This window comes from Enterobacter cloacae complex sp. BZL2005 (genome assembly GCF_049238885.1).
Taxonomy (GTDB): domain Bacteria; phylum Pseudomonadota; class Gammaproteobacteria; order Enterobacterales; family Enterobacteriaceae; genus Enterobacter; species Enterobacter roggenkampii.
Genome location: NZ_JBMKGI010000007.1, coordinates 164,129 through 186,920 on the forward strand (window position 1 = coordinate 164,129; position 22,792 = coordinate 186,920).

16 protein-coding genes and 3 tRNA genes are annotated in these 22,792 nt (G+C 57.6%); 6 read left to right on the forward strand and 13 right to left on the reverse strand.

Annotation, left to right across the window (positions count from 1 at the left end):
* The first annotated feature begins 191 nt into the window (after window positions 1-191).
* Window positions 192-1,397: a cysteine desulfurase CsdA gene (gene csdA / locus ACOTXI_RS14555; protein ID WP_058653948.1), complete on the forward strand. Its 1,206-nt coding sequence runs from the start codon at window positions 192-194 to the stop codon at window positions 1,395-1,397.
* The gene (gene csdE / locus ACOTXI_RS14560; RefSeq protein ID WP_058653949.1) at window positions 1,397-1,843 is read left to right on the forward strand and encodes a cysteine desulfurase sulfur acceptor subunit CsdE; all 447 of its coding nucleotides are present in this window, start codon (window positions 1,397-1,399) and stop codon (window positions 1,841-1,843) included. Before csdA ends, csdE begins: the two co-directional genes overlap by 1 nt.
* On the opposite strand, the gene tcdA is transcribed toward csdE, so the two are convergent.
* Together tcdA and mltA are read right to left on the reverse strand one after the other, a co-directional pair.
* Window positions 1,834-2,640, reverse strand: a complete 807-nt coding sequence (tcdA, locus tag ACOTXI_RS14565; protein WP_008499651.1) for a tRNA cyclic N6-threonylcarbamoyladenosine(37) synthase TcdA — start codon at window positions 2,638-2,640, stop codon at window positions 1,834-1,836. The genes csdE and tcdA overlap by 10 nt on opposite strands.
* Before the next feature lie 75 nt (window positions 2,641-2,715).
* Window positions 2,716-3,813 carry a murein transglycosylase A gene (gene mltA / locus ACOTXI_RS14570; protein ID WP_021241890.1) on the reverse strand — a complete coding sequence of 366 codons (1,098 nt, stop codon included), beginning with the start codon at window positions 3,811-3,813 and terminating at the stop codon, window positions 2,716-2,718.
* Window positions 3,814-4,021: 208 nt separating this feature from the next.
* Here mltA and ACOTXI_RS14575 point away from each other — a divergent pair.
* The 3 genes from ACOTXI_RS14575 (at window position 4,022) to ACOTXI_RS14585 (ending at window position 4,340) form a co-directional block, all read left to right on the forward strand.
* Window positions 4,022-4,098, forward strand: a tRNA-Met gene (locus ACOTXI_RS14575).
* 44 nt (window positions 4,099-4,142) lie between these two features.
* A tRNA-Met gene (locus ACOTXI_RS14580) sits at window positions 4,143-4,219 on the forward strand.
* A gap of 44 nt (window positions 4,220-4,263) precedes the next feature.
* Window positions 4,264-4,340: transfer RNA gene (locus ACOTXI_RS14585), tRNA-Met, on the forward strand.
* 87 nt (window positions 4,341-4,427) lie between these two features.
* Here the strand turns inward: ACOTXI_RS14585 and amiC are convergent.
* Entirely contained in the window at window positions 4,428-5,681 is a 1,254-nt protein-coding gene (gene amiC, locus ACOTXI_RS14590) for an N-acetylmuramoyl-L-alanine amidase AmiC (RefSeq protein WP_021242006.1), read from the reverse strand.
* Between the two features lie 227 nt (window positions 5,682-5,908).
* Between amiC and argA the strand changes: the two genes are divergently transcribed.
* The gene (gene argA / locus ACOTXI_RS14595) at window positions 5,909-7,240 is read left to right on the forward strand and encodes an amino-acid N-acetyltransferase (protein WP_008499655.1); all 1,332 of its coding nucleotides are present in this window, start codon (window positions 5,909-5,911) and stop codon (window positions 7,238-7,240) included.
* A gap of 34 nt (window positions 7,241-7,274) precedes the next feature.
* Here the strand turns inward: argA and recD are convergent, their stop codons facing one another.
* The 10 genes from recD to lgt form a co-directional block, all read right to left on the reverse strand.
* Complete coding sequence (gene recD / locus ACOTXI_RS14600) at window positions 7,275-9,095, reverse strand: exodeoxyribonuclease V subunit alpha (RefSeq protein WP_023325996.1); 1,821 nt, start codon at window positions 9,093-9,095, stop codon at window positions 7,275-7,277.
* Window positions 9,092-12,634, reverse strand: a complete 3,543-nt coding sequence (gene recB, locus ACOTXI_RS14605; RefSeq protein WP_058653950.1) for an exodeoxyribonuclease V subunit beta — start codon at window positions 12,632-12,634, stop codon at window positions 9,092-9,094. Before recB ends, recD begins: the two co-directional genes overlap by 4 nt.
* Entirely contained in the window at window positions 12,631-15,513 is a 2,883-nt protein-coding gene (ptrA, locus tag ACOTXI_RS14610; protein WP_058653951.1) for a pitrilysin, read from the reverse strand. Before ptrA ends, recB begins: the two co-directional genes overlap by 4 nt.
* Window positions 15,514-15,652: 139 nt before the next feature.
* Window positions 15,653-19,027, reverse strand: coding sequence for an exodeoxyribonuclease V subunit gamma (gene recC / locus ACOTXI_RS14615; RefSeq protein ID WP_058653952.1), 3,375 nt, complete (start codon window positions 19,025-19,027; stop codon window positions 15,653-15,655).
* Window positions 19,028-19,039: 12 nt separating this feature from the next.
* A complete protein-coding gene (locus ACOTXI_RS14620; RefSeq protein ID WP_008499660.1) occupies window positions 19,040-19,363 on the reverse strand; it encodes a prepilin-type N-terminal cleavage/methylation domain-containing protein in 324 nt (107 codons plus the stop codon).
* Window positions 19,348-19,749: a DUF2509 family protein gene (locus tag ACOTXI_RS14625; protein WP_021242011.1), complete on the reverse strand. Its 402-nt coding sequence runs from the start codon at window positions 19,747-19,749 to the stop codon at window positions 19,348-19,350. The genes ACOTXI_RS14620 and ACOTXI_RS14625 overlap by 16 nt, the downstream gene beginning before the upstream one ends.
* On the reverse strand, window positions 19,746-20,306 hold the full coding sequence (locus ACOTXI_RS14630; RefSeq protein ID WP_032622690.1) for a prepilin peptidase-dependent protein: 561 nt from the start codon (window positions 20,304-20,306) through the stop codon (window positions 19,746-19,748). The genes ACOTXI_RS14625 and ACOTXI_RS14630 overlap by 4 nt, the downstream gene beginning before the upstream one ends.
* Window positions 20,297-20,761, reverse strand: coding sequence for a prepilin peptidase-dependent protein (locus ACOTXI_RS14635; RefSeq protein WP_032622705.1), 465 nt, complete (start codon window positions 20,759-20,761; stop codon window positions 20,297-20,299). Before ACOTXI_RS14635 ends, ACOTXI_RS14630 begins: the two co-directional genes overlap by 10 nt.
* A gap of 184 nt (window positions 20,762-20,945) precedes the next feature.
* On the reverse strand, window positions 20,946-21,740 hold the full coding sequence (gene thyA / locus ACOTXI_RS14640; RefSeq protein WP_008499663.1) for a thymidylate synthase: 795 nt from the start codon (window positions 21,738-21,740) through the stop codon (window positions 20,946-20,948).
* A gap of 6 nt (window positions 21,741-21,746) precedes the next feature.
* Complete coding sequence (gene lgt, locus ACOTXI_RS14645) at window positions 21,747-22,622, reverse strand: prolipoprotein diacylglyceryl transferase (RefSeq protein ID WP_008499664.1); 876 nt, start codon at window positions 22,620-22,622, stop codon at window positions 21,747-21,749.
* Between the last annotated feature and the right edge of the window lie 170 nt (window positions 22,623-22,792).

Sequence of the window (22,792 nt, forward strand, 5' to 3'; positions counted from 1 at the left end):
ATTATTCTCCTTTAGCAATTAATGCTATTCAAACCTCGATTTATAACAGGCTAAAACATCCGCCTAACACTATTTAGCATAACCTGCTTTTTCGAGGTCGCCAGGATAAGCAGACAAATCTGATAGATATCAACCTCCTTGCCCTGCCGCTGAAATTGCGCGACGATCTCTCTATCGACACGAGGAATTCCATGAACGCTTTCAGTCCTGCGCAGTTTCGCGCACAGTTTCCGGCACTGGCCGATGCCGGTATTTACCTTGATAGCGCCGCCACGGCCCTGAAGCCCCAGGCGGTGATCGAGGCCACGCAGCAGTTCTACAGCCTGAGCGCCGGCAACGTACATCGCAGCCAGTTTGCCGAAGCGCAGCGCCTGACCGCGCGCTATGAAGCCGCACGCGATCGCGTGGCGCACCTGATCAATGCCGAAAGCGGGAAAAATATCGTCTGGACGCGCGGCACCACCGAGGCCATCAATATGGTGGCCCAGTGCTACGCGCGCCCGCTGCTTCAGCCGGGCGATGAGATCGTCGTCAGCGAGGCGGAACATCACGCCAACCTGGTGCCGTGGCTGATGGTGGCCGAACAAACGGGTGCACGCGTGGTGAAGCTTCCGCTGGGCGCAGACCTTCTGCCCGATGTGGCCCGTCTCCCCGAGTTGATTACCCCCCGCAGCCGCATTCTGGCGCTCGGACAGATGTCCAACGTTACCGGTGGTTGCCCGGACCTGGCTCAGGCTATTCGGATAGCCCATGCCAGCGGGATGGTGGTGATGGTCGACGGCGCCCAGGGCGTGGTGCATTTCCCCGCCGACGTGCAGGCGCTGGATATTGACTTCTATGCCTTCTCAGGACATAAGCTCTACGGGCCAACCGGTATTGGGGTGTTGTACGGCAAGCCGGAACTTCTGGCAAAAATGACGCCCTGGCTCGGGGGCGGCAAGATGATCGCTGAAGTGTCGTTCGAGGGCTTCAGAACGCAGGATGTCCCCTATCGCCTTGAAGCCGGTACGCCGAACGTGGCCGGCGTGATTGGCCTAAGCGCGGCGCTGGAGTGGCTGGCAGAAACAGACAGTGTTCAGGCTGAAAGCTGGAGCCGGGGGCTGGCGACGCTGGCAGAGGAAGAACTGAAAAAGCGCCCGGGTTTCCGCTCGTTCCGCGTTCAGGATTCCAGCCTGCTCGCCTTTGATTTTGCTGGCGTGCATCATAGCGATATGGTGACGCTGCTGGCCGGATACGGCATTGCCCTGCGCGCAGGACAGCACTGCGCCCAGCCGCTGCTGGCGGCGCTCGGCGTAAGCGGTACGCTGCGCGCCTCGTTTGCGCCGTATAATACCCAAAGCGATGTCGACGCGCTGGTTAGCGCCGTTGACCGCGCCCTTGAAATACTGGTGGATTAATGACTAGCGCTGCTTTAGCCGGACATCCGTTTGGCACGGTCATCACTGAAGAGACGTTAAAACAGACCTTTGCCCCGCTTTCACAGTGGGAAGATAAATATCGCCAGCTGATTCTTCTCGGTAAGCAGTTACCGACCCTCTCTGACGATCTCAAGGCGCAGGCGAAAGAGATTGCAGGCTGTGAAAATCGCGTCTGGCTGGGCGTGAGCGTTTCCGGTGAGAAGATGCACTTCTTCGGCGACAGCGAAGGCCGCATCGTGCGGGGCCTGTTGGCCGTATTGTTGACGGCAGTGGAAGGGAAAAGCGCGGCGGAACTGCTGGCGCATTCGCCGCTGGCGTTATTTGATGAGCTGGGGCTGCGCGCGCAGCTCAGCGCCTCGCGCGGTCAGGGGTTGATCGCGCTCAACGAGGCGGTACTGGACGCCGCTCGTCAGGCTCAGGCCTGACGTTCCGCCTTCGCCATCATCTTCTTCAGGGCGTGAGACACCGCCACAAAGCCAAAGGAAGCGGTCACCATAGTGGCCGCGCCAAAGCCTGAGGCGCAATCCATTCTCTTTGGCCCTTCAGCCGTGCTTTTCATCGCACACACGGAACCATCGGCCTGCGGGTAGACCAGCGCTTCGGTCGAGAACACGCAGTCTACGCCCAGCTTGCCCTTGCTGTTCTTCACGACGTTAAAGTCGCTTTTCAGGCGTTCACGCAGCTTGGCGGCAAGAGGATCCTGAATGGTTTTCGCCAGATCGGCCACCTGGATCTGCGTAGGGTCGATTTGCCCGCCCGCGCCGCCGGTCGTCACCAGGGGAACCTTGTAACGACGACAGTAGGCGATCAGCGCCGCTTTTGGACGCACGCTGTCGATGGCGTCAATCACATAGCTGTAGCCTTTGCTCATGTATTCAGCGACGTTATCTGCCGTCACAAAATCATCAATCACCGTGACCCGACATTCCGGGTTAATCAGGCGGATACGTTCCGCCATGACCTCAGATTTTGCCAGGCCGACGCTATCACGCAGGGCATGGATTTGACGGTTGGTGTTGGTGACGCACACGTCATCCATATCAATCAGCGTGATTGCGCCAATACCGGTTCTCGCCAGCGCTTCTGCGGCCCACGACCCCACACCACCAATGCCCACGACGCAGACATGCGCATCCGCAAACAGCTGCAGGGCTTTTTCACCATAGAGACGTGCCGTGCCGCCAAAACGCTGGCGCCAGGCATCGCTGATTACCACAGACATAACACCTCAGATGTAAAAAGGGTGAGGTTCTCCTCACCCTGAACAGTAATCCGTATTGCGCTCAGAATACCACAATCAGCCGCTGAATACGTTTCCGGCACCCGGTGCGGCCTTCAGCACCCACACGCGTCCGTAGTGGTTATACCAGCCTGCGCGGTGGCCTGCATCCGGGCCAATGCCCTGATAGATATCGAAGTGCTGCCCTTTGATCGCGCCGCCAACGTCCAGCGCCACCATCAGACGCAGCTCATACTGGCCGTTGAACTTGCCGTTGTTGTCCAGCAACGGGACCTCAGCCAGCAGCGTGGTGCCCGCAGGAATAATCGAACGATCCGATGCCACCGACGCACGGCCAATCAGCGGTACCGCACTCGCCCCTTTCACCGGCGCGAAGTTTTGCGGTTTAAAGAAGACGAACGACGGGTTCTGCTCCAGCAGCTCACGCACCTCGGCTTCGCTGTGCTTTTCGCCCCACTCGCGGATCGCCTGCATCGACATGTCTTCTTTCTTCACTTCGCCGCGGTCGATCAGCACCTTGCCAATACTGCGATAGGCGTGGCCGTTTTTACCGGAATAGCTGAAGAAGTTAAGCGGCGAGCCGTCGCCAAAATCAATATAGCCGCTGCCCTGAACGTCCATGATGAAGTTGTCCATCAGGGAGTTGCTGTAAGCAAGAACGTAGTTTTCGCTTAGCGCACCGGCGTAGATCTCAGCGCGCGACGGCAGACGGCCGCGTTTTGGCGGCATACGGTAGATAGGGTACTGGAACTCGCCCTGACGCGTGTGTCGCGCCTGGATAACCGGGGTGTAGTAGCCGGTAAACTGAACGTTGCCGTAGTTATCGGCCCCTTCCATCTGCCAGGCGTCGATACCAAACTGGCGCATGTTGCGCGTATCGCCGCCCGCGCGCAGCCAGTCCTGCACCGCGCTATAAACGTTGTTCTGTGCGCTGTACAGACGCGGTGACGCGTTGCGGATCTGGTAGACCTGCTCGGAGAAATCACCGGCATTGATCGGTGCGCCGACCGCATCAGGCTGATTAACTAAAGAGAAAGGCTGGGATAACTTCCCGTCTTTATACTGTTGACCGCGATCGGTCGGTTTGGAAGAACAGGCCGCAAGAATCGCTACCATTGCGCCCGCCATCAGATACTTCGCCCAACGTCCTTTCATTCTGTCTCGTCTTTAAGTTGCCCATTTCCGCGTGATGAAGATAACAAACCGCCAGGGCTAATGAAATGCGATCGCATGCCCTTTGGCAAATTTTGCGCAAAAAATAGTCCAAACAGCGCCATGTCGTTCAATTTGCATACAAAATCATGATAAATGTGAAAAAGGGGTTGCATCACAAGTCTATCCGAGTATAGTGCGCATCCACGGACGCGGGGTGGAGCAGCCTGGTAGCTCGTCGGGCTCATAACCCGAAGGTCGTCGGTTCAAATCCGGCCCCCGCAACCAATTAAAATTTGATGAAGTATCTTCTACGACTGTAGAAAGACGGACGCGGGGTGGAGCAGCCTGGTAGCTCGTCGGGCTCATAACCCGAAGGTCGTCGGTTCAAATCCGGCCCCCGCAACCAATCAAATTTGAAGAAGTAAGTTTCTGCGAGAGTAGAAAGACGGACGCGGGGTGGAGCAGCCTGGTAGCTCGTCGGGCTCATAACCCGAAGGTCGTCGGTTCAAATCCGGCCCCCGCAACCAATACTTCTAAAACAATAAACACCCTTAAGGGTGTTTTTTTGTATCTGTCGTTTGTGAATTTGCCGGGCGTTTACCCGGCCAAAAGATCTACCCGCGCCGCGCCAGCGTCGCCCCGTCAGAGAAATACGCACGAATCCCTGCCAGAATCGACTCCGCCACTTCCTGCTGGAATTTTGCCGTCTTGAGCTTACGCTCCTCTTCCACGTTACTGATAAACGCGGTTTCAACCAGGATGGACGGGATATCCGGCGCCTTGAGTACCGCAAATCCGGCCTGTTCAACGCTGTTCTTGTGCAGCTTATTGATGTTGCCCAGCTTGCCCAGCACCGCTTTACCAAACTTCAGGCTGTCGTTAATGGTCAGCGACTGCACCATGTCGAACATGGTGTGGTCGACGTAGCGGTCGCCGCTTTTGCTCACGCCACCGATCAGGTCCGAGGCGTTCTGGGTATCCGCCAGGTATCTTGCTGCGGTACTGGTCGCGCCTTTGGTTGAGAGCGCAAACACCGACGAGCCGCTTGGCTGACGGCTGGTAAACGCATCCGCATGGATCGAGACGAACAAATCTGCGCGCTGCTTCTGTGCTTTCGCCACCCTGACCTTCAGCGGAATAAAGACGTCTTCATTACGCGTCATATAGGCGCGCATATTGCCTTCTTTATCAATCAGCGCCTTCAGACGACGGGCAATTTGCAGAACCACGTCTTTTTCACGCGTGCGGTATTTCCCCACCGCACCGGAGTCTTCGCCGCCGTGGCCTGGATCGAGCATGATCACAATCGGACGATCGCGCCCTGCTTTCCCCGGCTGCGGACCGCTTTGCGCCGGCGGAACCTGACGCTGCAGATCGCCTTTGTTGTAATCTTCCAGCAGGGCAAGAAGTGGATCCTGAATATCCGTCGCATTGGCCGGGTAGAGATCCATGACCAGGCGCTCTTTGAACGTCGCGACAGGCGCCAGGGCAAACAGCTGCGGCTTCACGTTCTGCTTCAGTTCAAACACCATGCGCACGGTTTGCGGATCGAACTGCCCGACGCGCGCCGATTTAATAAACGGATCGTCGCCGCGGATCTGCGCCGCCATCCCTTTCAGCACGGAGTTGAGGTTAACGCCTTCGAGATCCACCACCACACGTTCCGGGTTGCTGAGGGCAAATTGCTTATATTTCAGCACGCGATTGGATTCGACCGTCACGCGCGTATAGGTCGACGATGGCCAGACGCGCACCGCCACGACCTGACTGGTGGCGGCAAGACCGACCTGACTGACGCTAAGCAACCACATTGCCCCGGCCCCTTTTAACAAACGGCGGCGGCTTATTGCTGAATTGGATCCCGACATGCTTCTCCCGAGCAAGAACACTGACTGATATACAAAATGTCCAGATTGACCGAAAACTTTAACGAATGACGCATAAACTGTCATCTATAAAAGGGTAAACAATCATACGCTAACGCACGGATTACTTATCATTTTCTGTGGGTCGCGGAAAATTTGCGCTTGCACACGCGGCTATAATCGAATAAAAATACAGAAATTACGAATAAACATTCATTAAGGGTTGTGCCATGGTGAAGGAACGTAGAACCGAACTGGTCCAGGGATTCCGCCATTCTGTTCCCTATATCAACGCCCATCGAGGAAAAACGTTTGTCATAATGCTTGGCGGCGAAGCCATTGAGCATGAAAATTTTTCCAGCATCGTCAATGACATTGGCCTGCTGCACAGCCTGGGGATCCGCCTGGTGGTGGTCTATGGCGCGCGCCCGCAGATCGACGCTAACCTGGCCGCTCACCATCACGAGCCGATTTACCACAAGCATACCCGCGTCACGGATGCCAAAACCCTTGAGCTGGTGAAGCAGGCGGCAGGTCTGCTGCAGCTGGATATCACCGCTCGCCTGTCCATGAGCCTGAACAACACGCCGCTGCAGGGCGCGCATATCAACGTCGTGAGCGGCAACTTCATCATTGCCCAGCCGCTCGGCGTGGACGATGGCGTGGATTACTGCCACAGCGGCCGCATTCGTCGTATTGATGAAGAAGCCATTCACCGCCAGCTGGACAGCGGCGCCATCGTCCTGATGGGCCCGGTCGCCGTTTCCGTGACCGGCGAAAGCTTTAACCTGACGTCCGAAGAGATCGCCACGCAGCTGGCGATCAAGCTGAAGGCGGAAAAAATGATTGGGTTCTGCTCCTCCCAGGGCGTCGTGAATGATGAAGGAACGATCGTGCCGGAACTCTTCCCGAATGAAGCCCAGGCCCGCGTGGAAGCGCTGGAAGCCGAAGGCGATTATCACTCCGGCACGGTCCGCTTCCTGCGTGGCGCCGTGAAGGCCTGCCGCAGCGGCGTGCGTCGTAGCCACCTGATCAGCTATCAGGAAGACGGCGCCCTGCTGCAGGAGCTGTTCTCCCGCGACGGTATTGGTACGCAGATTGTCATGGAGAGCGCAGAGCAGATCCGCCGCGCCACCATCAACGACATCGGCGGTATTCTGGAGCTGATCCGCCCGCTGGAACAGCAGGGTATTCTGGTGCGTCGTTCACGCGAGCAGCTTGAGATGGAAATCGACAAATTCACCATTATTCAGCGCGATAACCTGACGATTGCCTGCGCCGCGCTCTATCCGTTCCCGGAAGAGAAGATCGGTGAAATGGCCTGCGTGGCGGTGCATCCTGATTACCGCAGCTCTTCACGCGGTGAAATGCTGCTTGAGCGCGTGGCGGCACAGGCGCGCCAGATGGGGCTGAGCAAGCTGTTCGTCCTGACGACGCGCAGCATTCACTGGTTCCAGGAGCGCGGGTTCACGCCGGTGGATATCGATTCTCTGCCGGAAACGAAGAAAGAGATGTACAACTATCAGCGCCGTTCAAAAGTGCTGATGGCGGACCTGGGATGATACGACGCCCTCACCGTACGGCGAGGGCGTTCGTTCAGAGGGACTCAAATATCGCGCCCAGCCCGCTTCGGCGTTCCGTGCGGGTGGCAATCGCCTGCACCAGCACGCGTTCATCGGTATACAGCGACAGGCGCTGACGCGCGCGCGTAATGGCGGTATAGATCAGCTCGCGGGTAATGACGGGGGAAAGCTGCGTGGGCAGGATCAGCGCCGCGTGGTTAAACTCGGAGCCCTGGGACTTATGCACCGTCATCGCCCAGGCGGTTTCATGCTCGGGCAAACGGCTGGGCTGGAAAGACTTCACGCTCCCGTCCGGCATCTGGAACCAGACGCGCAGCCCCTGGCCGCAGTCGAGCGCAATCCCGATATCCCCGTTAAACAACCCCAGCGCGCTGTCGTTGCGGGAAATCATCACCGGTCGCCCTTCATACCAGCGCGAGTGCGGGGTGCGGTTTATTTTACGCTTTTGCACCAGCAGCTGTTCCAGCCTGTCGTTCAGGCCCCGGACACCAAAGGGACCTTCCCTCAGCGCACAAAGCAGCTGATATTCACCAAACGCGGCAATGACCTGCTCCGGCGAACGCTGCTGTTGTACGCCCGTCAGAAAGTGCTGATACCCCTGCAGGGCATCATCCAGCATCGCCTGATACTCTTCCCCGGTCTGCAGCGATTTTTTCTCAATATCCGTAAAGGTGCCGTCAAACACCGCAGTGGTTGTGCGCCGGTCGCCCCGGTTCACGGCCGCCGCAAGCTGGCCGATACCGGAATCGCTGCCGAAGCGGTAGCTTTTCTGCAGCAGACACAGGCTGTCGCGCAGCGCTCCTGCAAGCGAATGGTTTTCAGAGGTGAGCGAGCATCCGGTGAGACGGGCGAGCTCCTGAGCGCGTTCTGCGGTATATCCCAGGCTGGCATAGGTGCAGATATCGCCCAGCACAGCCCCTGCCTCCACGGAGGCAAGCTGGTCGCGATCGCCCAGGAAAATAACGCGCGCGTGCGGCGGTAGGGCATCAATCAAACGCGACATCATCGTCAGGTCAATCATCGACGCCTCATCCACCACCAGCACATCCAGGTGCAGGGGATTACCGGCATGGTAGCGCAAACGCTGGCTGCCGGGCTGAGCGCCAAGCAAACGGTGTAGCGTGCTGGCTTCGTTGGGGAAAAGCGCCAGCTGCTCCCCGGTAAGCGGCAGCTTTTGCAGCGCGCCGCCTAACGATTCCGTGAGACGCGCCGCGGCTTTACCGGTGGGGGCCGCCAGGCGAATACGGCACTTTTGCTCACCCGACAGCTGAATTAGCGCGGCAAGCAGTTTTGCCACGGTGGTCGTTTTCCCGGTGCCCGGTCCGCCTGAAATCACCGAGATCCGACGCGTTAAGGCCACGGCTGCCGCCACTTTCTGCCAGTCTGTCGCCTCGTCAGAGGAAAACAGCGCATCCAGCGTTTGCCGGAGCTGCGTTTCATCGCAGGGAAGCGGGGCGTTGGTCTCGCTGAAGAAGCGCGCCACCGTCAGTTCGTTACGCCACAGCCGGTTAAGATACAAACGCTCGCCGACCAGAATCATTGGCGTCCCGGTATCGGCTCCGCTCACGGCAGGCGAACCGCGTAGTATCGCCTGCCAGTCCAGTGCGTCACCCAGCAGCGCGAAACACGCCTGTAAAGCCGGCGGCATTTTCTCATCCACCGCCAGACGCGACAGCGGCAGGCATACGTGCCCCTCCCCCGCGTCTTTGCTCAGAATCGCGGCGGCAAGCATGACGGCTGGCTCCTCGCCTGCCACCATCATGGCAAACTGCACGTCCAGGTGGCGCAGTAATCGTTGTTCAACCGCGTCCAGCAGTAGCGCCTGCATCGTCATGCCATCTCCTCCGTGCCTGCGGCAAACAGGTTATCCATTTTTTCAATCAGCTCCACAGCCGGACGCGTGCTAAAGACGCCGGAACGCGGGTCGTTGGCATCCACGCCGCGCAGGAACAGGTAAATCACGCCACCAAAATGCGCGTCGTAACGGTAATCGGCAATACGATGGCGCAGGTAACGGTGCAGCGCCAGGGTATAAAGCTGGTACTGCAGATCGTAGCGATGCAGTTGCATAGCCGACGCCATCGCCTGTTGGGTATAGGCTGTGCTGTCTTCGCCCAGCCAGTTCGATTTGTAATCCAGCAGGTAGTAGCGCCCGTCGTGGCGGAAAACCAGGTCGATAAAGCCTTTTAGCATTCCCTGCACCTGGCGGAAGTTCAGCGGCGGGCACCCGGCGGATAGCGGATCGTACTCGCGGATCAGCGCATCAAGCGCCTCGGCCCTGAGCGGGCTGGCGATGGGGAGGTAAAACTCCATCTCCACCTGCTTATCTTTGGCGGTCAACTGGCTAAGCGAGATCCCCTGTGCGGTGAGCGGGGCGTGCAGAACCGCGCTGATCCATTCAGTAAGAACCGGCTGCCATTGCGCGTCGTAACCACCGCTCTGTAGCATCTTCAGCACCCACTCTTCGGAAACCGGCTGGGTAAAATCCAGCTCTTCAAACAGGCTGTGTAAAAACGTGCCCGGCGAGGCGCCGCGCGGGAACTGGTGCGGCGTCAGCACCGGCTCAGCGGGTACGCTACCGGCGCCTGCGGCATCCACGTCCAGTTTTGGCATCAGATCCTGCGCAATACTCTGCCCGTGCTGCTGTAAGCCGGAGTAGCTGGTAACGCGCCAGTCGTCGGCAATCGTGCGTATCACCCGACGGGCATGGAGATCTGACTCGTGCGGCTCCGGCATGTGCCAGCGGCTGTTGTCGGGCAGCGATGGAATATGCAGGGCAACATGATCAGTACAAAGCGATTCGATGCACTGGCGCAGGCCCGCCGCGTCTTTGGGTTCACCCTGCTGAATAAGCCGCCCCAGCGCGCTCAGATGAAAATCGCTCTCTCCGCTCTTTTCGCCACGGCGACGGAACAGCGGCGCAACGCCCAGGCTGCAGTGCCATACCGAGCGGGTCAGCGCCACGTAGAGCAGGCGCAAATCTTCCGCCAGACGTTCGGCCTCTGCCAGCTCAACGCTGGACTCCGCGTTGCTGAGATCGAGCACCGCCTCAAAAGACTCGCGATCGTGGTAAAAAGCCTGATCCTGCACGCGGTAATTGGCGATAAACGGCAGCCAGACCAGCGGATATTCCAGGCCTTTCGACTTGTGGATGGTGACGATCTGCACCAGATGTTTATCACTCTCGAGGCGCATCTGCTGGCTGGAGGAATTGCTGTTCGGATCGGCAATCTGCTGCGCCAGCCAGCGCACCAGGGCGTGCTCGCTCTCCAGCTGCGTACCCGCCTCCTGCAAGAGTTCGCTGATGTGCAAAATATCGGTTAGCCGCCGCTCCCCGCCTGCGGTAGCCAGCATATTCTCGGCAATGTGCCGCTGAGCCATGAGCTCGCGCACCATCGCCATCACGCCGCGCTTCTGCCATCTTTCCCGGTAGTGGACAAACTCTTCCACCACCGCATCCCACGCGGCTTCGTCATTGTTGAGCGCATCAATATCGCGCGCGTTCAGTCCGAGCATCGCGCTGGCTAATGCGCTGCGCAATGTACTTTCCCGCTCCGGGGCCAGCACGGCCTGCAGCAGCCATAACATCTCCTGCGCCTCCAGCGTTTCAAAGACGCTGTCGCGGTTCGAGAGGTAGACGGAGGGGATATTCAGTAACGTCAGGGCGTCGCGGATGAATGCGGCCTCCTGACGGCTGCGCACCAGCACCGTAATATCCGATGCCTTTACCGGAGTGGAGTTATCCCCCTTCCACAGCAGCGCCTCGCCCCGCGCTCCCGCACTGAGCCAGTCACGGATTTGCGCAGCACAGTGCTGGGCCATGGCATTTTGATAGTCGGCAACGCCGCAGCCTTCCCCATCCAGCAGCCAGAAGTTCATGGCAGGCTGCGTCACGCCGTTAAACTCGAAGCGCAACGAGGCGTTTTTCGGGGCAAATTTTACCGGCTGAAACGGGATCTCACGGAACATAAACGCCGTATCCATGCGGCTAAACAGCGCGTTGACGCTTTCCACCATGCCGGGAGAGGAGCGCCAGTTGGTATCGAGCGTGTAGTGCGCGGCAACCTCGCTGCGTGCCTTCATATAGGTAAAAATATCCGCACCGCGGAAGGCGTAGATGGCCTGTTTCGGATCGCCGATTAACAGCAGCGCGGTGTCGGGCTGCTGGCGCCAGATACGGCGGAAAATGCGGTACTGCTGAGGGTCGGTGTCCTGGAATTCGTCTATCATCGCCACCGGGAAGCGGGTGCGAATCGCGGCGGCAAGCGCTTCGCCATTTTCACTGCACAGCGCCGCATCCAGGCGGCTCAGCATATCGTCGAACCCCAGCTCGCCACGGCGGCGCTTTTCGCGCGCCACGGCCTCACGAATTTCCGTCATGGCGCGAGCGATCATCAGATCGTTGAGCGTAAGGGGCTCCGCCAGCAGGGTTTCAATCGCCACAAACAGGGGATGCTCAGGCACAATGCCGTCGGCTTTTGTCCGCTCAGCCAGGAAACGTTGGGAGAATTTCTCCAGCGCGTCCGGGAGCTGGTAGCCCCGCGTCTCTTCCTGCGCCCAGGCGCTGACCTTGTCGATCCATTTTCCCTGATTGCCACGATTGAACTTGCGACGGTCAATCCCAGAATTTTCGATAATGGCGTCAATCTCGCCGACTGACTCCATCCACTTTTGCTTGATGTCCGCAATTTTCGCGATGATTTTTTCATGCCGCGAGGCCAGGGTATCATCTGCCGGCGGCGGGGATTTGATGACCGGCGCTTCCCCCTGTAGATAACGATCGATCGCGCGCAGCAGCGCCTCCGGGCCTTTCCAGAGCGCGTGTACCGCTTCGGCAATATCGCGCTGTAAGGGGTAGCAGTGGCGACGCCAGAAATCCGCGCAGGCCTGATAGCGAAGCACGGACTCATCTTCAATGAGCTGCTGTTCGAACAGCATACCGGACTCGAACGCGTTCAGGCTCAGCATGCGCTGGCAAAAACCGTGAATGGTAAAGACGGACGCTTCGTCCATCTGCCGTTCAGCGAGCAGCAGCCACTGGGCTGCCTGCTGCTTATCGGCAATCTCTTCCAGAAGGCTCGCGTAGAGGGGGTTATCCGTGCTCTGACGCAGACAGGCAATGCGCAGCTCGTGGATATTGGTACGAATACGGCCCCGCAGCTCCGCCGTAGCGGCCTCGGTGAAGGTGACCACCAGCAGCTCTTCCACGCTCAAAGGGCGCGGAAAAGCGGCGTTGCCGCCAAGCCCTAACAGAAGACGCAGATAGAGGGCGGCAATGGTGAAGGTTTTTCCCGTTCCCGCTGAGGCTTCAATCAATCGTTCACCCTGCAGAGGTAAACGTAAGGGATCAAGGGACTCAGCGGTATCGGTCATTCTTTCTTACTCCAGGGCATAGATTGCTGCAGCGCGCTGACGCTCTTCCAGACTTTCCAGCCTTTCGGGTTCACGTATTCCGTTTTCCCGTTCTGGCTACCGGAAACCTGGGACAGGATGGTGATTCCCTGCGGCTTAATGACCGCCTGATGGAAGAAGTCGGCAACCTTCTGCGGCGTCAGCTGTTTTATCTCGGCCACTACTTTATCACGCGAATCAAATTTCAGATTACCGCGATCGAAATCTTTGCTCAGCTGCGAGGCTTCTTCACCCAGCGTCTGCGGCGGCTGCATCACCTGCGCGATGACGGCCTGCTGGATCTGGGCAAACTCTTCCGGCTTCATGGCACGCAGTTTTGCTTCCACCTGCGGGAAGAAGGCCTGGTAACGCTGCCAGAGATACGCCGGTTGTTTATCGCTGCTTTGCAGCAGGAAACCCAGCCCCCACTGACGACCGACGTTCATGGAGAAGGCAAACACCGCGTAGCCAAGCTGCTCCTCTGTGCGTAACTGGTTATAGAACCACGGCTGAATAATCTGTCCCAGCACGGCGCTCTGCGCTGAACTGGCGAATTCATCGTAGCCCGTTGGCACAAAGACCGCGGCCAGCGCGGAATCCGTGCTGTTACCCGCTTTTTCAAAGATCACATTCTGCTTTTTCTCAACCAGCACGTCCTGGTTGCGGCACCACTCGTCGCCTTTAGAGCCGAGCTGAGTGCGAACATTCTGCGCCAGGGTTTTGGCCTGATCCTCACTCATGTTGCCGACGATCAGGAACTCCGGACGCGTGTTGGTTTTCAGCGCATCGCGGTACGCCAGCACGTCTTTTAAGGAGATGGAAGGCAGCAGCGCGCGGCGATCCTCACGCTGGAAATAAGGAACCTGAGACAGCATTTGCGCCGGCATAAGCGCCAGATCGTAAGCCTTGCCCTTCTCGGCTGAATCCATCATCTGGGCATACCAGGATTTAGCCTGCTCAAGCTGCTCTTCCGTCGGCGTGTAGCTGAAGTAGCCCTCCAGCAGGGCCTGGAACAGCTGAGGCAAGCGCTGGGTATAGCCGTTTGCATTAAGCATCAAACCGTTATTGGCGTTGGTGGAGAAGCTGATCCCGCCCACGGCGGCCTGGTTGCTGAGCTGATCGAGCGCGATACCGGCGAGATAGTCATTGAGCGCGAACATCACCTGATTTTTGGCGCTGTTCATGGCTTTCGGGTTACGCAGCACCACGCTGACATCGGCCTTTGGCTCGCTGGCGAAATAGCGGCTTGGGGTGTACACGACGCGCAGCGTGGGCTCATCAATGATGAGTTCCGGATGCGGGTAATCTTTCGTCGTTTTGATCAGCGAGAAGTCATCCGGAATATAGGGGTTCAGCTCCGGCAGCTTCAACGCAATCTCACCGGCCTTCTTCTGCCAGTCGGCGAAGGTCTGGGCGCTGATTTTATCCACCTGATAAGGGGCATCGACAAAGTACGCCGTCTTGTTATGCGGTTCGTTCGGGCTGATGTACCAGATGCGGGCATTCTCCGGCGTCATCATCGCCAGGCGGTCTTTTAACGCCCCGGCATCATACCGGTCGGCAATATTCACCGCGTCGAGGGTATGTTCCACCGGCACGCGGATCATGGTGTCCGCCAGCCACTCCACATAATCCATGTCGCGGGTGATGGACGGGTAGCGGAAATCGAGATCCAGCACGTGCGCGAGTTCATCAAAATAGCGCTTATCGACGCCTTTCTCACGCAGTAAGGAGAGGTAGCTAAAGATAGCCGCTACGACTTCATCACGGTTGGCCTGTCCTTTGTCAGTCAGGGTCGCGGAGATCGCCAGCACGCCGCTATTGCCGTTCACAACCGGATCGGAGTCGGCGCGAATGCCTTCCGCCAGCCCCTGCTTTTGCAGCCAGTCAGACAGCGTACCCGGGCTACGGTTACCAATCAGATAGGTGACCAGCTCATCGGTTTTACTGCGAAACTGTGCCGTGTTGTTATCAATGCGGAATTCCACGCGCAGCACTTTGCGCGGCATGGCAGGAACGTAGTGGATCACGATGCCTTTTTGCGCGTCCGTGACCACCGGAACGGTTATTTGCGGCAGGTCGATATTTTTATTCGGCACCCGGCCAAAGGTTTTGGCCGCCATGGCTGCCAGCTCCGGCAACGGTTTATTGCTGTAGATGACCGCTTTCATCAGGTTGGCGGAGTAGTATTTATCGCGAAACGCGTGCAGGGCATCCAGCACCGGGCTGTTCGGTTTGTCGCTCAAGGTTTCCAGATTACCGCCGGAGAAGCGCGAACCCGGGTGCGCAGGGTTGATGGTTTCGGCGCTGACCTGCGCCATGCGCATACCGTCTCGCGTGCGGGCCATGGTCAGCTCGGCATTCACCGCATTGCGTTCACGATCGGCGTATTTTTTATCCAGCAACGGCGCGGCAATGGAATCAGCAAGGCGATCGACCGCCCCTTCCAGCGCATCATTTTCAACTTCGAGATAAAAGGCCGTGCGGTACGGTGCCGTACTGGCATTGTGGCTACCGCCATGCATCTTCAGAAATTCGGACAGGCTATCTGGCTGCGGGTATTTTTTTGACCCCATCAGCGTCATATGTTCCAGATAGTGTGCAAGCCCAGGATGAGCGTCAGGATCTTCCAGCGACCCAACCGGCACCACTAATGCCGACAGGGATTTCACCGCCTGCGGGTCGGAAACCAGCAGCACGGTCATCCCGTTATCAAGGCGAATAGCCTGATATTGACGGGTATCTTTTTCGCTCTTACGGATAGTTTCCTGAACGGGTTGCCAACCGGAGTCTGCGTGAGTGACGGGCGCCCAAAGGGCAATAAACAAAACAAACGCTTTAAACAAGGTGCTGCCTGGCATTACGACCTCTTTATCACGGCTACATCATTAACAAACTGCGTGCTGGACACGCCAACATCTCTTTCTTTGGGTACATCAGTCCGTGATAAGAAGTGCATCATAAATGAACACCTTTATCTGCGCAATTTTTATACAGCACTCAGGACTGATTAAATCTAAACAACGGCAACAGGTAGCGCTGCGCCTCTTCCGTGATAGCCTCAAAGTATTCTGGCTCGAGCGCTCGCCACAAACGCTGATACCAGACATCCTCACCTTCACCCCGCACCATCATGTTTCCTTCATAGGCCTGCATAAACTTACTGCGCGCTTTCTGGAGCGAAGCCTCATCCGTTAACATCGCATCATTCTGCGCGTCATAACAGGCTTTTATCCAGGCGCCGCCACTTTCCGGTAGTAACAGGAGCGGTTTGTTCATTCCCTGACGGTAGCCTTCAATGTACAAAGACAGATAACCTAACGCCTGCTCGGCTTCCATCGGCGGGAAGCGCCATTCGCCCTCTTTGCGCACGAAAATGCGGCTTTCGCCTTTATGCCCACCCGCACTGTAGACAAGATGTTCCAGCCAGAGTTGCAATCCTTGCGAAACGCTTAGCATTGAGGGCCGCCAGCGCAGCAGCCCATCCGGCTGTACCTGGGTTAACCAGCCCGTGAGCTGTACCCCGTTGCAGTTGAGATCAATTTCAATACTTTTCCCCGGCTGTCGGCACGCTCTTACGCGCTCTGCCAGAGCGGTCATCTCCTGGCACTGCGCCTCCCAGACGATCTCCCCAAACGCTCCGTAGGGCAGCTGACCCGCAGCACGGTAGCGACGGTAAAGTTTGTCCGCATCTTCCTCTTCAACCAGCGCATTCAGCAGCTGCAGGTTTAACTGGTAGCGCTCCAGACCTTCCAGCGTAAACGGTTCTGCATCAGGAATTTCACTCTCTTCAGAGCGGAAGTTGACCTGCAGTCGCTGCTGGAAGAAGGCGCGCACCGGATGTGCCCAAAACCGCTGAAGCTGCTCGAAGGTCAGGGTGTCGATGGGGCGCGGGTCAAGTTCCTGAATGAAATCGGTATGCGCATTCCCCTCTTTTTTCGCCGCCGGTAACCACTCATGGGCATAGCTCTGGCGCTCGCCGGCAATATAGTTCACCGGGTCAAACGGCATGCGGCTGTGGAAACAGGTGATATGGGCTTTCACCCTCTGCTCGCTTTCATCACAGTTGCGCTCTTCATCTCCCGGCAGGTAGTGGCTCTGGCCGATATAGTCCACCAGCTCCTGCACCAGTACGGAGGGGAAACGCTCGCTGTTGTCCTGAATAGAACGGCCGATATAGCTGATATAGAGCTTGCTCTGCGCGGAAATGAGCGCTTCAAGGAAGAGGTAGCGGTCATCATCGCGGCGGCTACGATCGCCCCGTTTTGGGTTTGCGCTCATTAAGTCGAACCCCAGCGGCGGCAGCGCGCGCGGATACACACCGTCGTTCATGCCAAGCAGGCAGACCACCCTGAACGGGATAGAACGCATGGGCATCAGGGTGCAGATATTGACAGGCCCCGCCAGGAAACGCTGGCTGATTCGCTCCTGGTCAAGCCGCTGCGTCAACTCATCACGCAACAGCGACAGCGGGATGGCCTCGTGGTAGTGGGAATTCACGCCTTCGTCGATGATAGCCTGCCACTGGGTTTCAATGAGCGCCATCGCCGCTTCGGTGTCATTGTCCGGCAGGAAGAAATCATTGAGTAACGCCCTGCAGACCGGGAGCCATTCTTCAAGTGGACGCGGCTGCAACAGCGCATATCGCCAGCGGTTAAGCTGCATTAATAGCGATGCTAAATGCCCCACCAGTTCAGCAATTAACCCGCTGGACTCATCGTAAGGCAGCACCTCATTCCACTCACCCTGGCTGCTTTCCATGGCATAGCCCAACAGCATACGCGTCAGGCCAAATCGCCAGGTGTGCTGTCCGGTTGCGGGAAGCTCGAACTCCTGAACGTTATCGTCATCGATCCCCCAGCGCACGCCAGACTCATTCACCCACTGACGAAGGTAGCGCAGACCCTCTTCATTAATGTTGAAGCGTGCGGCCAGCACGGGAACATCCAGCAACGCCAGGACATCTTCGGAGATAAACCGGCTATCCGGCAGTGACAGGAGAGTGATAAACGCCTGCAATACCGGATGCGACTGGCGGGCACGACGGTCAGATATCGCATAAGGCAGGTACCGTTCCCCCGTCGCGCTGCCAAAGACGGCCTGAATAAAGGGACTGTAGCTATCGATATCCGCCACCATCACCACGATATCGCGTGGCGTCAGATCGGGATCCTCCTGCAGCATCGCCAGCAGCTGGTCGTGAAGCACTTCGACCTCACGCTGCGGGCTGTGGCAAACGTGGATCGTGACGCTGCGATCGTCAGGATCCAGTTTTCGCTTATTGTCGCTGCGTTCGAACTCGTTCGCCGTCACGCCCATGACGGCGCGGTTTTCCAGATCCAGAATATCTAACTGAATATTATGCAGCAGGCAGTCCGGGGCGATCTCAACAAAGGCATCCACATCACCTTCACCTGAGGAAGTGATGTCTGAAAGCATGTGAATGTAGTCACGCCCCAGCTTCCCCCACGAGGCAAGCAGCGGATTGGGCAGGTTCTGGATACCGTCTTCATCGAAAAGCTGCCCGGCCGTCGAGCCGTCTTTAAACAGCGGGATGGATCGTTCTTCAAAAAGGCGTTTTCGTTGGCGAGTTACCAGCCGTGCAAGCCAGCGTTCGTCGAGAATATCCCCCCAATACTGTCGGCAAGGGTTGGTAAACAAAATATGAATATCAATATGTTTACCCAGCGCATTCAGCGCCTTCAGATAGACAGGGGGTAATGCGGATATCCCGCAGATAAAAACGCGTGACGGCAGTCGGGCCGGGCGTTCCGACGCATTTTCAAGTATTGAGATAAACCGATCGTAGAGATTGGCACGGTGCCACTTAGGTTGGCCCAGTTTCTCGGTATGCTCCACCAGCGCTTTCCACAGCGGGGCCTGCCATATTTGCGCCTCCGGCAGGCCTTCAACCAACTCGCCCGCTTCCCAACGAATTAACCAGTCAGCGCGGTAAACAAGGTATTGGTCGTAGAGATCGGCAGTGCGCGACGCCAGCTGGAACAGCTTGCGCTTGTCGGTATCGTCATTGAGGTAGTGGCGCAGCATGGCAAATTCATCGTGCTGCAGCATTTCCGGCAGCAGCGCCATCAGCTTCCAGCTCATGGCCTGCTTGTTGAAGGCGCTCTGCTCCGGGATATCCGGCAACACGCGGACAAACATCTCCCAGATGAAGCTCGCAGGCAGCGGGAAATCAATATTCGCGGCAATACCAAACTTGCGGGAAAGCGACATTTGCAGCCACTGCGCCATACCGGTGCTCTGCACCAGCACCATTTCAGGCTCAAAAGGATCGTCAAGCCGCTCGCGCTCAACGATAAACTCCATCAGTGCTTCCAGCACATCCAGACGATTTGAGTGGTAGACCCTTAACATAGACGCTCCCGACTACTGGCTAACCGGGCAATGCAGACGCGTTAACTCACCGCGCCGACCCAGAGGAGAAATAAGTGTAACCGTGATGCTGACACATCCTGCGAGCGTTGTCTGCCCCCGACTGGCCTGCCAGCCTGCCGGGAGAACATTTGTTGAGAGCTGAGACTGGTTCCAGGCATGGTGCCAGAGCTGGCGATACTGATTAAACACGGTGAACCGCGCCGCCAGCGCCCGGTGATACCCCGACAGTGCCGTCACGACCACCACCAGCAGCATCATCGCCAGCAGGACCTCAACCATGCTAAACCCTTTTTCTCTGCTCACGGCAGCTGACATAACGCACTCTCCTTAAGGGGGCAAAAATCGCTCCAGCCGTGAGGCGAAAAGCGCACTATCCCGTCGACGATCTCTCCCCTGCGCCAGAGCAGCAGGTCGTTGCCGCCGGCTATCAGCAGTACCCGCGCCTCGCTCAGCTGACGCAAACACACCCGCCATGCCGATGTCGTTTTGCACTGGACTGGTGGCGCTGACGCCCAGCGCTGAACACGTCCCCACTCAAGCGCGGACTGAACCGTCGCCTGCTGCTGAAGCGAGCGGCTCTCACCGCCGACGAGCGCACTGAACGTTGTGAGCTGCTGATTGAGGCCCGTCAGGATCAAAGTACCGAGCACCAGTAAAAGCAGAACCAACGCCAGCGAAGATATGCCGCGTTGACGATTCACAGGTTGTACCCCGTGACCGTATACAACGCCTGCCAGGGTTCCCCTTTTTCATCTTTACGCCTCGCGGCCAGTTCGATATTCAGCTCTGGCGCAAAACCGGCATGTTCGACTCTCCTCACCACAAAGTGTGCTATCGCAAGCCTGTCCGGGTCCGTGAGCTTTTCCCACCCTTTTCCTTCACACGACGTCGCGCCACGCAGGGTTTCCAGCGCCCCCGATTCCAGACGAAAACCAGTGCTGTCATTTTCTGACGCGCTGCTATCCCAGTAGCCGTTACTGTTGGCATCCCACCGCGCAATGATGCAGCGCCCCTGCCTGCCGATCGTCAGCGCCTGTCCCTGGCAATTTCCCGCGCAGTACCCTGCACGCTGAAGCTGTTTGCCGAGGGCGAACAGGCGTTGCCAGATCTCTTCTTCCAGCTCTCGCTGGGTAGATTGCAGTAATACCGCCCGCTGTAATCCGGGTAAAAAGCGCGATGTGCTTATCAATAACAGGCTGCTGATGACCGTAGCAATCAGCACTTCGGTAAGCGAAAAGCCGCCCTGTCTCATCGACATTGTCCTCCCTCGGAGACCTTACACATCCTGATGCGCCCTCCGTCTGAAACGATAATCAGCCAGTCTCCGGCACGACTTTGAACGCGTATCCGCCCTGCCCATGCCGTATCCCGTAATCCATAGAACCCCAGCGACGGCGTGACCTCGCCGATCGCGACCTCAGGCCAGAGGGGGAGCAGCACAAAGGGGCTGTCCTTCTCACAGCCCTGCACGGCAGAGCTCACCAGACAGTCCCTGTCGCCAACCCGCTGACGGGTGATTTGATGGTCGCGGTTGTGGCGGTTGGCATGGTTGCGCAGAAACAGCAGGTAATCTCGCACCTGACTGGCGGTTTGCCACAGCCGCTGATGCCGTTGCCAGCTGTCCCAGCCGTACAGACCTGAAGCGCTGAGGATGACGACAAGCGAAACAGCGACCAGCATTTCGATAAGCGTAAAACCGTTCTCTTTTTTCATACCGGGAGTGTGGCGAAGCGCCGTGAACATGACGAGCATCGGATTATCGTTTTGCGAGGCGTTATCCGCAGCATTAGGAGGGTTGCAGCGCGTTGCACGCTTTCTGGATAGCGCTTCGGGAAACGGGAGAAAGGCGAAAAAAAACCGGCGCTAAAGAGCACCGGTTATGTCAGGCTTTACCGCATCAGATCGCAACAGGCGCTTTGATGCCCGGGTGCGGGTCGTAGCCCTCAATCTCGAAATCTTCAAAGCGGTAGTCGAAGATGGATGCCGGTTTGCGTTTGATAATCAGCTTCGGCAGCGCACGCGGTTCGCGGGTTAGCTGGAGATGCGTCTGTTCCATATGGTTGCTGTAGAGATGGGTATCCCCACCGGTCCAGACGAAATCACCCACTTCCAGGTCGCACTGCTGCGCCATCATGTGAACTAACAGCGCATAGCTGGCAATGTTAAACGGCAGGCCGAGAAACACGTCACAGGAGCGCTGGTAGAGCTGGCAGGAGAGCTTGCCGTCAGCGACATAGAACTGGAAGAACGCGTGGCACGGCGCCAGCGCCATTTTATCCAGCTCGCCAACGTTCCAGGCGGAAACGATGATGCGGCGCGAGTCCGGATCGTTTTTCAGCTGGTTCATCACGGTGGTGATCTGGTCAATATGGCGGCCATCAGGCGTGGGCCATGCGCGCCACTGCTTGCCGTAAACGGGGCCCAGGTTGCCGTTCTCGTCTGCCCATTCGTCCCAGATGGAGACGTTATTTTCGTGCAGATACGCAACGTTAGTATCGCCTTGCAGGAACCAGAGCAGTTCATGAATGATCGAGCGCAGGTGGCAGCGCTTTGTCGTCACCAGCGGGAAGCCTTCTTGCAGGTTGAAGCGCATCTGGTGGCCAAAAATGGAGAGCGTACCGGTACCGGTGCGGTCATTTTTCGGCGTGCCCTCATCGAGCACTTTTTTCATCAATTCAAGATACTGTTTCATGGTTCCTCAGGAAAGTTGTTGCTGTGGACGACGACGATACGCCCAAATCATCATAATGGCACCCGCGACAATCATCGGAATGGAGAGGATCTGCCCCATGCTGATGTACTGTACCCACTCGCCGGTAAACTGGGCGTCCGGCTGGCGGAAGAATTCGACGATGATGCGGAACGCGCCATAGCCAATCAGGAACAAGCCGGAGACAGCCCCCATCGGGCGCGGTTTGCGGATAAACAGGTTGAGGATGATAAACAGCACCACGCCTTCCAGCGCCAGCTCGTACAGCTGGGACATATGGCGCGGCAGCACGCCGTAGGTATCGAAAATGGACTGCCACTCAGGGTGCGACGGCAACAGCGCCATGTCTTCCGCGCGCGACCCCGGGAACAGCATGGTAAAGGAAACGCTCGGGTCGACACGCCCCCACAGCTCACCGTTGATGAAGTTGCCCAGACGACCAGCGCCGAGACCAAACGGGATCAGCGGTGCGATGAAATCTGACACCTGGAAGAAGTTGCGTTTGGTGCGTTTGGCAAAAATCACCATCACCAGGATCACCCCAATCAGGCCGCCGTGGAAGGACATGCCGCCGTCCCAGACGCGGAACAGATAGAGAGGGTCATTCAGGAATACCGGGAAGTTATAGAACAGCACATACCCAATACGGCCACCCAGGAACACGCCGAGGAAGCCCGCATAGAGCAGGTTTTCAACTTCGTTTTTAGTCCAGCCGCTGCCAGGACGGCTGGCGCGACGGCCAGCGAGCCACATGGCAAAAATGAAGCCCACCAGGTACATCAGACCGTACCAGTGAAGCGAAACAGGTCCTACTGAGAAAATGACCGGATCAAATTCCGGAAAATGCAGATAACCACTGTTCATCTGTCACCACAAGATGTTGTTATTCCGCTGAAAGTGGACAGCGGTAGAAATGCGATTCTGCCGTAAGCAGAGGCTCCAAAGTTGCGAATCATAGCACAAGGCGGGCGCGGAGGATGCGCCCGAGATGTAAAAGATGTGTATAGGGTTTTATGCGCGCTGGTGCCCTCTCC

Excerpts from the sequence above, each read along its gene's own strand:
- csdA (WP_058653948.1), top strand. The coding sequence starts at position 192 with ATGAACGCTTTCAGTCCTGCGCAGTTTCGCGCACAGTTTCCGGCACTG.
- csdE (WP_058653949.1), top strand. The coding sequence starts at position 1,397 with ATGACTAGCGCTGCTTTAGCCGGACATCCGTTTGGCACGGTCATCACT.
- tcdA (WP_008499651.1), bottom strand. The coding sequence starts at position 2,640 with ATGTCTGTGGTAATCAGCGATGCCTGGCGCCAGCGTTTTGGCGGCACG.
- mltA (WP_021241890.1), bottom strand. The coding sequence starts at position 3,813 with ATGAAAGGACGTTGGGCGAAGTATCTGATGGCGGGCGCAATGGTAGCG.
- amiC (WP_021242006.1), bottom strand. The coding sequence starts at position 5,681 with ATGTCGGGATCCAATTCAGCAATAAGCCGCCGCCGTTTGTTAAAAGGG.
- argA (WP_008499655.1), top strand. The coding sequence starts at position 5,909 with ATGGTGAAGGAACGTAGAACCGAACTGGTCCAGGGATTCCGCCATTCT.
- recD (WP_023325996.1), bottom strand. The coding sequence starts at position 9,095 with ATGACGATGCAGGCGCTACTGCTGGACGCGGTTGAACAACGATTACTG.
- recB (WP_058653950.1), bottom strand. The coding sequence starts at position 12,634 with ATGACCGATACCGCTGAGTCCCTTGATCCCTTACGTTTACCTCTGCAG.
- ptrA (WP_058653951.1), bottom strand. The coding sequence starts at position 15,513 with ATGCCAGGCAGCACCTTGTTTAAAGCGTTTGTTTTGTTTATTGCCCTT.
- recC (WP_058653952.1), bottom strand. The coding sequence starts at position 19,027 with ATGTTAAGGGTCTACCACTCAAATCGTCTGGATGTGCTGGAAGCACTG.
- ACOTXI_RS14620 (WP_008499660.1), bottom strand. The coding sequence starts at position 19,363 with ATGTCAGCTGCCGTGAGCAGAGAAAAAGGGTTTAGCATGGTTGAGGTC.
- ACOTXI_RS14630 (WP_032622690.1), bottom strand. The coding sequence starts at position 20,306 with ATGTCGATGAGACAGGGCGGCTTTTCGCTTACCGAAGTGCTGATTGCT.
- ACOTXI_RS14635 (WP_032622705.1), bottom strand. The coding sequence starts at position 20,761 with ATGAAAAAAGAGAACGGTTTTACGCTTATCGAAATGCTGGTCGCTGTT.
- thyA (WP_008499663.1), bottom strand. The coding sequence starts at position 21,740 with ATGAAACAGTATCTTGAATTGATGAAAAAAGTGCTCGATGAGGGCACG.
- lgt (WP_008499664.1), bottom strand. The coding sequence starts at position 22,622 with ATGAACAGTGGTTATCTGCATTTTCCGGAATTTGATCCGGTCATTTTC.